The sequence below is a fragment of the Rhodoplanes roseus genome (assembly GCF_003258865.1).
GTDB lineage: Bacteria > Pseudomonadota > Alphaproteobacteria > Rhizobiales > Xanthobacteraceae > Rhodoplanes > Rhodoplanes roseus.
Window position 1 is genome coordinate 1 of sequence record NZ_NPEX01000154.1, and the last position, 13,757, is coordinate 13,757.

Here is a 13,757-nt window from a genome sequence, read left to right on the forward strand (position 1 = left end):
CGGCGGCGTCGAGGACGCCGATTCCGCGGGCCGCGGTGGCCATTGCGGGCAGGGTCGCCGGGTCGGTCGCCAGCCGGGCGATCTCGGCGGCGAGCCGCTCCGGCGAGAATGCCGCCTGCTTGATTCGGATCGCGCCGCCGGCTTTCTCCAGCATGCCGGCGTTCGCCATCTGGTCCTGGTCGAGGGCGTGCGGCAGCGGCACCAGGATGGCCGGCCGGCCGATCGCCGCGAGCTCGGCGACCGTGGACGCCCCGGCCCGGCCGATCACCAGGTTCGCCGCCGCGATGCGGGCCGGCAGGTCGCGGAAGAACGGCTTCACCTCGGCCGGAATGTTCATCCGCCCATAGGCCTCCTGGACCGAGAACAGGTCCTCCTCGCGGGCCTGCTGCACCACCTGCAGGCGCGACCGCACCACCACGGGCACGAGATCCAGGGCGGGCGGCACGATGTCGGCCATGATGCGGGCGCCCTGGCTGCCGCCGAACACCAGAATCCGGAACGGCTCGGTCGGCCCCGGATAGGGTGTGGCGGCGGCCTCGACCACGGCCGGGCGGATCGGATTGCCGGTGTGGGTGCTCTTGGCGGCGAGCCGTGGGTCGTGGCCGAAGATGGACGGAAACCCGGTCGCGATGGCGGTGACCCGGGAGGCGAGCAGCCGGTTGGCCCGCCCGGCGACGCCGTTCTGCTCGTGAATGATGGTCGGGATGCCGCGCAGCGTCGCCCCCAGCACCGGAGGAAGCGTCGGGTAGCCGCCGAAGCCGACCACGGCCCTGGGGCGCTCCCGGCCGAACAGCCGGTAGGCCTGGAAGATGCCGCGGCCGAGAACGCTGACGGCCGAGACCAGCGCCTTGGGATCGCGCCCCCGCAAGGTCGCGCTCGGGATCATGTGGGTGGCGCGGGCCGGAAAGCTGCCGCCATAGCGGAACGCCCGCTCGTCGGTGGCGAGATCGACCACGGCACCGCGCGCCTTCAGGGCCACGGCGAGCGCCTCGGCCGGAAACAGGTGCCCGCCCGTGCCGCCCGCCGCGACGATGATCAGCGGCTCGCCCTCGACCCGGGTGAAGGCCGTGCCGGCCGCGCCGGGATCGCTCATGCGGTCCGCTCCGCCAGCCCGATGTCGGACGGCACCGCGATCATGTCGGCGCGCGGCTGCTCGCGGGACAGCGCCAGCAGCATGCCGATTCCGTAAGCCAGCGAGATCATCGAGGAGCCGCCATAGGAGATGAAGGGCAGTGTCATGCCCTTGGCCGGAATCAGCGCGAGATTGACCGCCATGTTGATCGCCGCCTGGGTGCCGAACAGGAGCGCCAGGCCGGTGACGGCAAAGCGGGCGAACGGGTCCTCGCTGCGCTGCGCGCGACGCATCGAGCGGAGCACGATGAAGGCGAACAACGCCACCACGGCGAGGCAGACCACGATGCCGAACTCCTCGGCCGCGACCGCGAAGACGAAGTCGGCGTGGCTGTCCGGCAGGATGCGCTTCACGGTCCCCTCGCCCGGCCCACGGCCGAACCAGCCGCCGCTGATGAACGACTCGACGGCGGCGTCGACCTGGAAGGTATCGCCGGAGGACGGATCGAGGAAGCGTTTGATGCGGCGGGCGACGTGCGGAATGGTCGAGTAGGCAATGAAGCCGCCGACCGCGCCGACGCCGGCCAGCACGATCACCCAGACGAAGCGCATGCCGGTCATGAAGAACAGCGCGGAGAAGACCAGCGTGACCAGCAGGGTCTGGCCGAAATCCGGCTGCAGCACCAGCACACCGACGACCGAGACCAGCAGGGCGACCGCCATCGTGTTGGCCGGCACGTCGGTTTTCCGCGAGGATTCGGCGAACAGCCAGGAGACCAGAATCACGAAGGCCGGCTTGACGAACTCGGACGGCTGGATGTTGACCCCGGCCAGCACGATCCAGCGGCGGGCCCCCTTCACCTCGGCGCCGAAGAACAGAGTCGCGGCCGTCATGGCCAGGCTGACGATGAACACCACCAGGGCCAGCCGGCGGATCGCCCGGGGCGACAGGAAGGACACGCCGAGCAGCACCACGATGGCCGGCAGCAGATACATGATGTGCCGGTTGACGAAGTGGAACGCGTCGAGGCCGAGCCGCGCCGCCACGGGCGGGCTCGCGGCGAGCGAGAAGATGATCCCGGCCAGCATCAGGGCGGCGAGCGCGAACAGCAGCAGCCGGTCGACCGTCCACCACCAGTCGGCGAACCAGGTCCGTTCGGCGCGCGAAACCATGGCGATGCTCCTGCCCGGGGGTCGTTCGGGCCGACTATGGTTTGCGGACCGTTAAGGAAAAATTTCGAATTGCGCCCCGCCGCCCCGATATCGTCCGGCGCGGAGGCTCCTATAGTCGCGGTCGGTCCGGCCGCTGCCGGAGGGCCCCCTCCCCGGCGTCCGGGCCGAGCCATCGCCCACCCGCGCCGTCCCGGCGCGTCGCCAAAACCATTCTCGGGGAAAACGCCATGCGCAGGCTCGCCGGCCTGATCCTGTCCTGCCTCGTCCTGTCGGCCCTCGCCCTCCTGCCCTCCGATCCGGCCGCCGCCGCCCGCCGTGACGGCGCCTCGGCGGGCGCCAAATGGGTGGTGAGCTGGGTCGGCTCCGTCCAGGGGCCGTACCCGGTCGGAAATCCCTCCGCCCAGCCGGACCAGCGCTTCGCCTTCCCGTCGGAGGCGGCCGGGGCGCGCGACCAGACCCTGCGGATGGTGGTGCGGCCGGACCTCTGGGGCCGCGAGGCGCGGCTGCGCTTCTCCAATGCCTTCGGCACCCGGCCGGTCACGTTCGACGGCGTCCATGCGGGGCTGCAGCTCGGCGGTCCGGCGCTGTTGAAGAGCAGCAACCGCCCCGTGACGTTCGGCGGCAAGGCGAGCGTCACGGTCGCGCCCGGCCAGTCGGTGTGGAGCGATCCGGTCCGGCTCGCCTTCGTGCGCGACCCGGCCGACCCGCTGCTCGCCGGCCGCAAGCTGGCGGTGAGCTTCCACGTCGCCGGCGAGAGCGGGCCGATGACCTGGCACGCCAAGGCGCTGCAGACGTCCTATGTCTCGCCGCCCGGCAGCGGCGCGCACGGCCACGAGGAGGCCGAGGCCGCCTTCCCCTACGCGACCGCGTCCTGGTTCTTCCTCGACGCCGTGGAGATGCGGGCCCCGGCGGACGCCTTCGCGATCGTCGCGTTCGGCGACTCGATCACCGACGGCACGGCCTCGACCATGAACGGCGACGACCGCTGGCCGGACGTGCTGTCGCGCCGCCTCAAGGCGATCTACGGCAACCGCGTCGCGGTGGTGAACGCCGGGATCGGCGGCAACCAGATCGCCGGCCCGGCCGAGTACGGCCCGCAAAAGCCCTTCCCGGGCGGGCCGAGCGCGAAATCGCGCATCGACCGCGACGTGTCGGCGCTCTCCGGCGTCTCGGCCCTGATCTGGCTGGAGGGCATCAACGACTTCAGCCGCAACGGCAATGCCGGCTTCGACACCGTGAAGGCGGCTATGGACGAGGTGTTGGCCCGCCTCCGCAAGGAGCGGCCGGACATCCGGCTGATCGGCGCGACCGTGACGTCGGCGCTGGGCAGCAGCAGCCCGGCGCACGGCTTCGTCGAGCAGGACGAGAAGCGCCGCGACCTCAACGACCACATCCGGGCGCCCGGCGTGTTCGACGCCGTGGTCGACTTCGACGCCGCGACCCTCGACCCGTCGAGCGGCGGCCTCAAGGAGGAGTTCGTCCCCGAGAGCACCACGGGCGGCAAGGGCGACCGACTGCACCCCAACCGCAGCGGCTATCACGCCATGGGCCAGGCGATCGATCTCGGCCTGTTCGCGCCGAAGGGCAAGGCGGCGCAGCGATAGGCCGCGTGCCCCGGACGAGGTGCATCGAGCCGTCAGCCCGATGCACCGCGGAGCCGGGCACGGGGGCCGAACAGCGACAGGCATGCGGACCGGATCGCCGCATCTCATGGCGCGATCCTTGCTTGATTTCGCCACTGCGAAACTCACGCGCAGGCGCACGATCGTGCACCGCTGCCGGCCCTTGCACAGACGGCCCGGCGCGGCCCAGGATGAGCACCCGCGCCGCCACAACCCCGCGGGGATCCGTACGCCGTCATGATTCGAACAGCACTCGACGCCCTCTACCTCGCCGCCGGCTGGCTCGCCGGCGCCTTCCTGGTCCTCATCTTCGTCCTTATGATGATCCTGTCGGCCGGACGTCCGCTCGGCATCAACATCCCGGCGGGTGACGACATCGTCTCCTGGTGCATGGCCGCGATGGCGTTCCTCGGTCTCGCCCACACGTTCCGCCAAGGCGAGATGATCCGGGTCGGCCTGTTGATCGACACGCTGTCGGGCAGGACCAAGCACGTCTTCGAGGTCGGCTCCCTGGTGGTCGGCTGCGGCTTCGTCGGCTTCTTCGCCTGGAACGCCGTGGTGATGACCTGGTACTCCTGGCGCTTCGCCGACATGACCCAGGGCGTGATCGCCATCCCGCTGTGGATCCCGCAGATGGGGTTCACGTCGGGGCTCGTGATCCTCGCGATCGCCTTCGTGGACGAGCTCGTCCATGTCGCGAGCGGACGCGAGCCGCGTTACGAGAAGCCGAAGCCGCAGACCGCCGAAGAGGTCGTCGAGCAGGCGATCCAGAGCGGCGTGTAGGCGGTCCCGATGGAACTCCTCGAGATCGCAGCCCTGCTGCTGCTCCTGCTCGCGGCGCTGCTCGCCGGCGGCGTGTGGATCGCCGTCGCCCTGATGGCCTCAGGCTGGGTCGGCATGCAGTTCGTCGGCGGCAACATCCCGGCCGGCAGCGTTCTCGCCACCACCATCTGGGGCAACTCGGCGTCGTGGTCGCTGGCCGCCCTGCCGCTGTTCATCTGGATGGGCGAGATCCTGTTCCGCACCAAGCTGTCGGACGAGATGTTCCGCGGCCTCGCCCCCTGGCTCAACTGGCTGCCGGGCCGGCTGATGCACGTCAACGTGCTGGCCTGCGGCATCTTCGGCTCGGTGTCGGGGTCGTCGGCGGCGACCTGCGCCACCGTCGCCAAGATCGCGCTGCCCGAGCTCAAGCGGCGCGGCTACGACGAGATGGTCAGCCTGGGCTCGCTCGCCGGCGCCGGCACGCTCGGGATTCTGATCCCGCCCTCGATCACCATGGTCGTCTATGCGGTGGCGGCGAACGTCTCGATCATCCAGGTCTTCCTGGCGGGCTTCCTGCCGGGATTCCTGGTGATGGCGCTCTACAGCGGCTACCTGATCGTCTGGTCGTTGCTCAATCCGGACAAGACGCCGCCGGCCGATCCGCCGATGCCGCTGAAGCAGAAGCTCGAGGAGTCGGCCAAGCTCATTCCGCTGGCGCTGCTGATCCTGCTGGTCTTCCTGTCGCTGATGCTCGGCTGGGCGACCGCCACCGAATGCGCCGCCTGGGGCGTGCTCGGCTCGCTCGCCATCGCCTGGTGGCACGACGCGCTCACCTGGGAGTCGTTCTGGACCAGCGTGATGGGGGCGACGCGCGTCACCTGCATGATCATGCTGATCCTGGCCGGCGCCTCCTATCTCTCTACCGCGATGGCCTACACGGGCATTCCGGTGGCGCTCGCCGAATGGGTCGGGGCCCTTCAGCTCAGCCCCTTCGCCCTGATCGCGGCGCTGACCGTGATGTATATCGTGCTCGGCACCGCGCTCGACGGCATCTCGATGATCGTGCTCACCACGGCCGTGGTGATCCCGATGATCAAGCAGGCCGGTTTCGACCTCGTCTGGTTCGGCATCTTCGTCGTGCTGGTGGTCGAGATGGCGGAGGTCTCGCCGCCGGTCGGCTTCAATCTGTTCGTGCTGCAGACGATGAGCGGCAAGGACTCCTACACGGTCGCCCGTGCCTCGATCCCGTTCTTCTTCCTGCTGGTCGTCGCAGTGGCGCTGATCACGGTGTTCCCGCAGATCGTGATGGTGCTGCCCGACTTGGCTTTTCCGAACTGAGATTTTCAACGGAGGACACCCGATGATCCGATCGTTCGCGACGTTCGCGTTCGCCGCCGGCGCCGCCGTCCTGGCCCTGGCCGGCCCGGCCGCGGCGCAGACCAAGTGGAACCTGCCGGCCGCCTACCCGACCGACAATCCGCACACCGTGAACCTGATGGCCTTCGCCAAGGACGTGACCGAGGCGACCGGCGGCAAGCTGCAGATCACGGTCCACGCCAATGCGTCGCTGTTCAAGGCACCGGAGATCAAGCGCGCCGTGCAGACCGGCCAGGCGCAGGCCGGCGAGGTGCTGATCTCGATCCACGAGAACGACGATCCGATGTTCGGCATCGACGTGATCCCGTTCCTGGCGACCAGCTATCCGCAATCGCAGAAGCTGTGGAAGGCGAGCCGTCCGCTGGTCGAGAAGCGCCTCGCCGCGCAGGGCCTGATGGTGCTGTTCGCCGTGCCGTGGGGCCCGCAGGGCATCTACGCCAAGAAGGACATCGACAAGGTCGAGGACATGAAGGGCCTCAAGTGGCGAGGCTACAATGTCGGGACCAACCGGATCGCCGAGCTGGTCGGCGCCCAGCCCGTCACCATCCAGGCGGCCGAGCTGCCGCAGGCGCTCGCCACCGGCGTGGTCAACGCCTTCATGACCTCGGGCTCGACCGGCTACGACAGCAAGGCGTGGGAGACCATGACGCACTACTACGACACCCAGGCCTGGATCCCGAAGAACATCACCTTCGTCAACAAGGCCGCCTTCGACGCCCTCGACAAGCCGACCCAGGAGGCCCTGCTGAAGGCCGCCGCGGTCGCCGAGGAGCGCGGCTGGAAGCTCGCCGAGGAGAAGGCCGGCTGGTACCTGGAGCAGCTCAAGGCCAACAAGATGAAGGTGTTGCCGCCCAGCGACGCTCTCAAGACCGGGCTCGGCAAGATCGGCGATCAGCTCACCGCCGATTGGCTCAAGAAGGCCGGTACCGACGGCCAATCCGTGATCGACGCCTACAGGAAGATGTGAGCGGATCCTCGCCGACGTTCCGCCGACGAGAAACGCCCGCCGGGACATCCCCCGGCGGGCGTTTGCGTTCAGGCCCCGGACGCAGAGCGCCGTGGGCTTATTCGTAGATCTCGATCACCTGGCGGGTGCGCGGATCGACCACCACGTGGCGCTCGTTGACCACCGCGTAGGAGTAGGCGTCGTGGCCGCGCACGGTGTGCAGCCGCACGCGCGGCGGCAGCGGCTGGCCGACCACCACACGCTCCTCGACCGCCACGGACGGAACCCGCTCGCGCATCACATAGGTGCGGACCTCGGCCGGCGGCGGCCCCAGAACCATGTTGGCGGCACCACCGACCGCACCGGCCGCGCCGCCGATGATCGCGCCCACCGGACCGCCCGTCGTGCCGCCCTGCTCCACGCCCCTCGCGGCACCGCTCACCGGATCGTTCTGCGCCAGCGCCGCGGTCGGGCCGGCCACCACCAGCGCGAGCGCACCAGCGAGAATCTGCTTCCGCATCGTAATGCCTCCTCTGTCGTTTCGACTGCGGGGTGAACGTGGGGAGCCCCGGGTCGTTCCGGACCGGGCCACGGGAAAAGGGCCTCGGGCGCGAAGACTCGGCCCGCACAATCGGCTAGTGTGCAATGCAGGGAGAGCAGCCGATGATCGAATCCCCTTGCAACAAGGTGTGCACCGTCGATCGGGCCAGCAACCTGTGCCTGGGATGCGGCCGAACGCTCGCCGAAATCGCAGAATGGGCCGATCTGTCGGGCGAAGAACGGGCCCGGATCATGGCCGAGCTGCCGGCCCGGCTGGCCCACCTGCCCGCCGTGGCGACGCCTCGCCCCCTCATCGTCGCCTGACCCCATCCTGCCGGCCGCCCGCCGAATCGAGTTCCCGAAACGGGCGGGGCCCGGAACGGTTTCCCGCCCGGGCCCCAAACGATCAGCCGGCCTGTAAGCCGGGTTCTGTAGGGCGGAGGCGACCCGTGAAGGTGCCCCCGCGCGACGGCCATTCCTCTGGGACGCCGGTCTCCCGGCGCCTCTAGCGACCTACCCGGACGGCTGGATCCAGACATCGATCCGAAGGCGGCCTCTCGCGAGGCCGGCCTCCGCGCCGTCCCTATTCGGTTTTGCTCCCGGTGGGGTTTACCGTGCCGCCTCCGTTGCCGGAGACGCGGTGCGCTCTTACCGCACCTTTTCACCCTTGCCGACGACGATACGCAACGCGGCCGCCGGCGGTCTGTTCTCTGTGGCACTTTCCCTGGGGTCGCCCCCGCCGGACGTTATCCGGCACCGTATGTCCATGGAGCCCGGACTTTCCTCCCCGGCCGCCTTTCGACGATTGCCGGGACGGCCGTCCAGCCGACTGACCGACCAGGAATGGGGGAGACGAGGCGGCGACGTCAAGGCCCCGTCTCCCCACGCCGGTTCGGTCGGTCCTAGATGGACCGGCCGAGAATGCGAGGCGTGGCCAGCTTCTGGCGGACCCGGACGGGCGAAGGCGCGAACTGGGCGGCACGAAAGGAATCGCGGAAAAACTCACCGGCGGCGCAGTAGCCAGCCTTGGCGAGAGTCGCCAGGCCGTTGGGCCGGTCGAACCGCGTCCGACCGATGAGGCCCTGAGCCGCCGCATGTGACAGTGGATGCCGGGGGTGCATGGTGGTTCTCCCTATCGAATGACCACAGTTGGTATGATATTCGGGAGCGAGGCAGGGATAATCAGCGAACCTGGAACGGCTTCTTGGACATCGGGGAACGAATTTCGCCTGACTGCCTCTCCGGGCAACGAAAATCCAGAGCGGGAGCCGTGGACGCAATGTTGCGTCGCAATATGAATCGGTGGCCACTTCTTCGAGATGCAAAAAGGCCCGACGGACGAGCCGTCGGGCCTTTTGTCGACCGGCCGACCGGATCCGGACGGGGCAGTCGCCGGAACGGCTTCGGCCGAACCAGGCGAACCGGCCTCGGTCAGCACCAGCCGTTGGGGGTCCAGGTGTCCAGCGGACGGGGGTTTTTTCGCGCCGCAACAGTGTCGTAGTGTGCACCGCCCAGGCGATCGATCAGGCGCAGCAGAACGCTGACGAGGGTTTCGGACGGACGGCTGCTGCGCTCCACCATGGAGGCGCTGCCGGTGAGCTCGAAGAGGGTCATGGGATCGGACTTTCGGAGTGACGTTGGCGTGGTTGTATCCGAAAACCGGCCAAACATAATCACTTCCGCGAGAAAACGACCTTGGAATTCTAGGACCGAGTGATGGATCAGGTCACCGACATGCGGGCCTTCGTGCAGGTCATCCAGCGCGGCAGCTTCTCGGCCGCCGCCGAGGATCTCGGCCTGACGCCATCCGCCGTCTCCAAGCTCGTGTCGCGTCTGGAGGACCGCCTGGGCGTTCGGCTGCTGCATCGCACAACGCGCCGCCTGGCCCTGACACCCGAGGGCGAGACCTATCTGGTCCGGGCCCGCGACATCCTCAGCGCCATCGACGACGCCGAGACCGAGGTGGCGCGCGCCAGCACGACGCCGCGCGGGCGCCTGCGCCTGAACACCGGCAGCGCCTTCATGCTGCATGAGCTCGCGGCCACCCTGCCCGACTTTCTGAATCGCCATCCGGAAATCGAGATCGAGATCACGGTCACGGACCGGGTCGACAATCTGGTGGAGAACGCCGACGTCGCCATCTGCATCGGGCCGATCGCCGACCGCTCGCTGGTCGCCCGCCGGTTCGCCCACACAGAGCGCGGCATCTTCGCAGCGCCGCGCTATCTCGAACGCCGCGGCGTGCCGCAGAGCCCGGACGATCTCGACGGCCACGATTGCATCGTCCTGAGCTCGGTGCCGTCGATCAACCAGTGGCCTTTCCGGGCCGGCAACGAGATCCGAAGCTTCGAGGCGCGCGGCCGGCTGGTGGTTGACGACGCCGAGGCCGCGCTCCGGCTCGCCGTCAGCGGCGCCGGACTGGTCCATCTCAGCGATCTTCTGGTGGGAAACGCGGTGCGGCGGGGCGAGCTGGTCCCGCTTCTCACCGAGCACCACATGGTGGAGCCGATCCCGATCTCGGCCGTCTACCCGCAGGGACGGCACCGGATGCTGAAGGTCCGGGTCTTCATCGACTTCCTGGTCGAGCGCTTCACCGAGGCGCCCTGGCGTACCCGCGTGGAGCGGCCAGGCCGCAGCGGCGCTCTTGCGCCGAGCGGCGACGCGCCGAGTGACCAGGACGATTAAAACGCCGACGCCGTCACCGTTTCGAGCCGCCGCGTCCGGGACCACCGGAGCGGCGGCTTGGTCGTCACATATGCGGCATGAAGTAGTTGTTGTACGCCGAGTTCAGGTAGGACTGGACCATGCGGGACAGCAGGCCCTGCTTCTTGCCACCGGCGTGGGTGGCGTGCTCGGGGGACTTCACAGCGGTACGGTTGGACTTCTCAGACATCGATTCATTCCTTTTCCGGGTCGCGGTCGAGCCGACATAGGTGAATGTACTCAGCGGATCCGACTCCGTAAATATGCTGCAGCGCACATAAACTCGTGAATTACCGGCAGCAATGACTGAATATGGGTTCGAACTATTCATTCAACCAATAGGCTTCTCAACAATTGAATGTCGAATCCCCAGCATGCGCCTGAGGATCGCTACGGTCGCGGCATCGGCCCGGCCGTCCACCCGCGACGCCCGGAAATGCCGCTGAAAGGCGGTGACCACCAGGGTCGTCGCGTCGTCGTAGACCCCCTGGCGCGGCACTGCGTAACCGTAGTCGGCGAGCATCGATTGAAGCATAGCGACCCGGTCGCCCGTGTCGCCCGGCTCCAGTCGTGTCGGATCGGGGGCTGGCGCGGGCGGCGCGACCCATGTCCCGACGCCGGCGCGGGCCAGGACGTCCCACGGGAACACCTCGCCCGGGTCGCGCTTTCGGGCCGGTGCGACATCGGAATGCGCCAGCACCCGATCCGCCCGGATCGCGTGCCGGGCGATGATATCGAGGCAGAGCGCGATCACGCTCTCGATCTGGACGGGCGGGAACGGCGGCGAGCCGAAATCATGCCCCGGATTGGCGATCTCGATACCGATCGAGCGGGAGTTGACGTCGGCGTCGCCGGCCCAGCACGACAGGCCCGCATGCCAGGCGCGCCGATCCTCCGCGACCATCTGCACCACCGTGCCGTCCTCCCGGACCAGGTAGTGGCACGAGACCTTGGCGGCCGGATCGCAGAGACGATCGAGCGCCTCGGCCGTGCTCTCCATGCCGGTGTAGTGGAGGAGCAGGATGTCCGGGCGGATCCCTCCCACCCGGGGTTCGTGGTTGGGTGAGGGCCGGACCTCGGCCACGAGGCGGGAATCGGGGACCAGCAGCGAAGCGGGGAGCGTGGACATGGCGCACTCTGGCGCCCGCGAGCCGTCCGACGCAATCCCGCTCCGGAGCGTCCCCGAGCCCCGGATCATCCCTCGAATCGAAAACGGCGAAATCGAAAACCGCGAATCGAAAACGGCCCGGAGCGAGCTCCGGGCCGTTCGAAGCCGACGGGCGAGAGCCCGCCGACATTCTTCTACGCGGATCAGCGGTTCGGCGTGCCGGTCGCGGCGCCCGAGCCGCCCATGTTGTTGCGCGGCGTGGTGGCGGCGCCGCCGGCCGTGCCGGCACCCGTCGTCGTCGACGCGCTGTTCATGGTCTTGAACTCGGCCTGCTGCTGGAGCTGGTCCTTGGTCATCGACAGGCGAAGCTGATCGGAGCTGGTGTTGTTCTTGCCGCTGTTGGCCGCGATCACCTGGAAGGACGAGATCGGCAGCGCGATGTCCTTCTGGCCGATGCCGAGGAAGCCGCCGACGCCGACGATCAGCGCATCGACCTTGCCGGACTTGTCGAACAGCACGTCGCTCACGTCGCCGATCTTGGCGTCGTCGGTGCCGATCACGTCGGTCCCCATGAACTTCGAGGCGAGCCACTGGTTCGGGCTCTGCTGCGTGATGACGCTGGCGGCAGCGGAGCTCGCGCTGGTGCTCGAGCCCATGGCGCCGGGCGTCGTGCCGGTGCTCGGCGACGGCGATTGGGCGAGAGCGGTGGACATCATCAGGCCACCCACGGCCGCGACGGCCACGAGGTTACGGATCATTCGAATGCCTCCATGATCGGTGAACGAGTCAGGGCACGCATTCGCCCTGTGCCGGAACAACCCCCGCCTCCGACACCTGTTCCGCGATCCGTGGCTGTAAAAACCTACCCCCGCGACGCGTCCGCGGTACCTGGAACCGGCGTGTCGGACGCCGCCGCCGAACGGCGGACCACCGTCACGGTGCACGGCGCCTGCGCGACCACCTGGGCCGACACGCTGCCCAAATAGCGCCGCAGCGACGAGCTCCCGCGGGCTCCCATCACGATGTGGTCGACGTTGTTGTTGCGGGCGTATTCGACGATGGCCGACGCCGGATCCGGCGATTCGAAGACGTGATAGGTGATGCGCTCGGTTTCGACCGGCAGCGGCCGCGCCCAGTGCTTCAGCTCGACCAGCCGCTGGAGATGCGGATTTCGCCCGTGCGCGTCCTCCAGCGGATCGAGCGCGATGCGGGACACCTTGAGCACATTGACGCAGGCGAGACGGGCGTCCGGCACGGTGGCGAGCACGCGGCGCAACGCGACGCCGATCGCGTCACCGAGATCGTCGGGAGCCGCGAGGTCGATGGCCGCCATCACGATGGGCGAGCGGTCGAGCACCCCGGCGATGCTGCGCATGCGCAGCGGCGGCGCCTTTCTCAGCTTCAGCCAGCGTGAGAAGACGGTCAGCGCACCGTCGCGATCGCGCCGTGCCGCGCGCTCGGTCAGCGCGACGCCGTCCGGATGCTGCAGGTCGAAGCGGAGTTGCGCCGCCGACGAGTAGCGGGCCTCGCGGTCGATCTCCAGGCAGCGGAGAATGATCTCCTGCAGCCACGGCGGCACCAGCGGATTCCAGCGCGACGGCGGGAACGGATCGCGCCACAGGCGGCGGCGCCACTCCGCCTCGCGCTCCGGCTCGCCATAGGGCCGCTCTCCCGTGACGAGGAAATAGAGCGTGACGCCGAGCGAGAAGATGTCGCTGCGCGGATCGCCGCGATAGCGCCGCACCTGCTCGGGCGCCACATAGGCGCCGGTGCCGACCGGCTCGTCGAACTCTTCCGCGATCAGGTCGGGCAGCTGGTCGTGGCGCGACAGGCCGAAATCGATCAACACGGCCGAGCCGTCGTCGCGCAGGATGATGTTGCTGGGCTTGAGATCGAGATGGGTGACGTGCTGGCGGTGGATGCTGTGCAGCGCCTCGGCGACGGCGGCCCCGATCCGCGCCACCTCGGCGGCCGGCAGCGGCGCGTCGGCGATCAGCGTCTTGAGCGGACGCCCGGCGACCAGCTCCATCACGATGTAGGGGCGCTCGAAATCGCCCGACGCGACGAACCGCGGCACATGCGGTCCGGTGAGCCGCGCCAGGATCATCTGCTCCTGCTCGAAGCCGACGATGGTCAGCGGATCCTCGCCCCGGCGCAGGAGCGGGATCTTCATGATCAGCGGCGCGCTCTCGCCCTCGCGCGACACCCGCCAGAAGTCCGCCATGCCGCCGGGGTCGAGCTGCTGCTCCAGCTTGAAGCCGTCGACCACCTGGCCGGACGCGAGCGACCGCACGTTGATCACGACGGCGGATCCTGTGCGTCACCGGCGAACGCGGAGCCCCAGCCCCACTGGCGTCCCGCGGCGATCCGCAGGGCCGAGCCCGGGACCCCTGTCCCCTGTCCCCCGTGAGCCACCGGCGCCGGGCGGATGGAGTCCGGGCTCGCGGACCTGCGG

13 protein-coding genes and 1 other RNA gene are annotated in these 13,757 nt (G+C 69.0%); 6 read left to right on the plus strand and 8 right to left on the minus strand.

Annotation, left to right across the window (positions count from 1 at the left end; all coding sequences use genetic code 11):
- Positions 1–1,093: undecaprenyldiphospho-muramoylpentapeptide beta-N-acetylglucosaminyltransferase (murG, locus tag CH341_RS19610; RefSeq protein WP_111420674.1), on the minus strand; the 1,093-nt coding region annotated here is incomplete at its 3' end.
- The gene (gene ftsW, locus CH341_RS19615) at positions 1,090–2,244 is read right to left on the minus strand and encodes a putative lipid II flippase FtsW (protein ID WP_111420675.1); all 1,155 of its coding nucleotides are present in this window, start codon (positions 2,242–2,244) and stop codon (positions 1,090–1,092) included. The genes murG and ftsW, both read right to left, overlap by 4 nt.
- A gap of 227 nt (positions 2,245–2,471) precedes the next feature.
- On the opposite strand from ftsW, the gene CH341_RS19620 reads away from it, so the two are divergent.
- The 4 genes from CH341_RS19620 to CH341_RS19635 all read left to right on the plus strand — a co-directional run bounded on the left by CH341_RS19620 (position 2,472) and on the right by CH341_RS19635 (position 6,972).
- A complete protein-coding gene (locus CH341_RS19620) occupies positions 2,472–3,848 on the plus strand; it encodes a GDSL-type esterase/lipase family protein (protein ID WP_111420676.1) in 1,377 nt (458 codons plus the stop codon).
- Positions 3,849–4,103: 255 nt separating this feature from the next.
- Positions 4,104–4,649, plus strand: coding sequence for a TRAP transporter small permease (locus CH341_RS19625; protein WP_111420677.1), 546 nt, complete (start codon positions 4,104–4,106; stop codon positions 4,647–4,649).
- Positions 4,650–4,658: 9 nt separating this feature from the next.
- Positions 4,659–5,966, plus strand: a complete 1,308-nt coding sequence (locus tag CH341_RS19630) for a TRAP transporter large permease (protein WP_111420678.1) — start codon at positions 4,659–4,661, stop codon at positions 5,964–5,966.
- 22 nt (positions 5,967–5,988) lie between these two features.
- Positions 5,989–6,972 carry a TRAP transporter substrate-binding protein gene (locus tag CH341_RS19635; protein ID WP_111420679.1) on the plus strand — a complete coding sequence of 328 codons (984 nt, stop codon included), beginning with the start codon at positions 5,989–5,991 and terminating at the stop codon, positions 6,970–6,972.
- Positions 6,973–7,069: 97 nt separating this feature from the next.
- Here CH341_RS19635 and CH341_RS19640 read toward each other — a convergent pair whose 3' ends face one another.
- Complete coding sequence (locus CH341_RS19640; protein WP_111420680.1) at positions 7,070–7,471, minus strand: DUF1236 domain-containing protein; 402 nt, start codon at positions 7,469–7,471, stop codon at positions 7,070–7,072.
- A 143-nt stretch (positions 7,472–7,614) separates the two neighbouring features.
- Between CH341_RS19640 and CH341_RS19645 the strand changes: the two genes are divergently transcribed.
- On the plus strand, positions 7,615–7,815 hold the full coding sequence (locus CH341_RS19645; protein WP_425376197.1) for a DUF1289 domain-containing protein: 201 nt from the start codon (positions 7,615–7,617) through the stop codon (positions 7,813–7,815).
- A gap of 78 nt (positions 7,816–7,893) precedes the next feature.
- Here the strand turns inward: CH341_RS19645 and rnpB are convergent.
- Together rnpB and CH341_RS19660 are read right to left on the minus strand one after the other, a co-directional pair.
- An RNA gene (gene rnpB / locus CH341_RS19650) (RNase P RNA component class A) lies at positions 7,894–8,324 on the minus strand.
- A gap of 598 nt (positions 8,325–8,922) precedes the next feature.
- Positions 8,923–9,105 carry a hypothetical protein gene (locus CH341_RS19660; RefSeq protein WP_111420682.1) on the minus strand — a complete coding sequence of 61 codons (183 nt, stop codon included), beginning with the start codon at positions 9,103–9,105 and terminating at the stop codon, positions 8,923–8,925.
- Between the two features lie 102 nt (positions 9,106–9,207).
- Between CH341_RS19660 and CH341_RS19665 the strand changes: the two genes are divergently transcribed.
- On the plus strand, positions 9,208–10,176 hold the full coding sequence (locus CH341_RS19665) for a LysR family transcriptional regulator (RefSeq protein WP_111420683.1): 969 nt from the start codon (positions 9,208–9,210) through the stop codon (positions 10,174–10,176).
- Between the two features lie 349 nt (positions 10,177–10,525).
- Here CH341_RS19665 and CH341_RS19670 read toward each other — a convergent pair whose 3' ends face one another.
- From CH341_RS19670 to CH341_RS19680, 3 genes are all read right to left on the minus strand, one after another.
- Entirely contained in the window at positions 10,526–11,323 is a 798-nt protein-coding gene (locus CH341_RS19670) for an N-acetylmuramoyl-L-alanine amidase (RefSeq protein ID WP_111420686.1), read from the minus strand.
- 182 nt (positions 11,324–11,505) lie between these two features.
- Positions 11,506–12,060 carry a PRC-barrel domain-containing protein gene (locus CH341_RS19675; RefSeq protein WP_111420684.1) on the minus strand — a complete coding sequence of 185 codons (555 nt, stop codon included), beginning with the start codon at positions 12,058–12,060 and terminating at the stop codon, positions 11,506–11,508.
- A 104-nt stretch (positions 12,061–12,164) separates the two neighbouring features.
- Positions 12,165–13,604, minus strand: a complete 1,440-nt coding sequence (locus CH341_RS19680) for a protein kinase domain-containing protein (protein ID WP_342635022.1) — start codon at positions 13,602–13,604, stop codon at positions 12,165–12,167.
- Positions 13,605–13,757 lie beyond the last annotated feature (153 nt).

Excerpts from the sequence above, each read along its gene's own strand:
- CH341_RS19665 (WP_111420683.1), top strand. The coding sequence starts at position 9,208 with ATGGATCAGGTCACCGACATGCGGGCCTTCGTGCAGGTCATCCAGCGC.
- ftsW (WP_111420675.1), bottom strand. The coding sequence starts at position 2,244 with ATGGTTTCGCGCGCCGAACGGACCTGGTTCGCCGACTGGTGGTGGACG.
- CH341_RS19675 (WP_111420684.1), bottom strand. The coding sequence starts at position 12,060 with ATGATCCGTAACCTCGTGGCCGTCGCGGCCGTGGGTGGCCTGATGATG.
- CH341_RS19660 (WP_111420682.1), bottom strand. The coding sequence starts at position 9,105 with ATGACCCTCTTCGAGCTCACCGGCAGCGCCTCCATGGTGGAGCGCAGC.
- CH341_RS19645 (WP_425376197.1), top strand. The coding sequence starts at position 7,615 with ATGATCGAATCCCCTTGCAACAAGGTGTGCACCGTCGATCGGGCCAGC.
- CH341_RS19630 (WP_111420678.1), top strand. The coding sequence starts at position 4,659 with ATGGAACTCCTCGAGATCGCAGCCCTGCTGCTGCTCCTGCTCGCGGCG.
- CH341_RS19620 (WP_111420676.1), top strand. The coding sequence starts at position 2,472 with ATGCGCAGGCTCGCCGGCCTGATCCTGTCCTGCCTCGTCCTGTCGGCC.
- CH341_RS19625 (WP_111420677.1), top strand. The coding sequence starts at position 4,104 with ATGATTCGAACAGCACTCGACGCCCTCTACCTCGCCGCCGGCTGGCTC.
- CH341_RS19640 (WP_111420680.1), bottom strand. The coding sequence starts at position 7,471 with ATGCGGAAGCAGATTCTCGCTGGTGCGCTCGCGCTGGTGGTGGCCGGC.
- CH341_RS19635 (WP_111420679.1), top strand. The coding sequence starts at position 5,989 with ATGATCCGATCGTTCGCGACGTTCGCGTTCGCCGCCGGCGCCGCCGTC.
- CH341_RS19670 (WP_111420686.1), bottom strand. The coding sequence starts at position 11,323 with ATGTCCACGCTCCCCGCTTCGCTGCTGGTCCCCGATTCCCGCCTCGTG.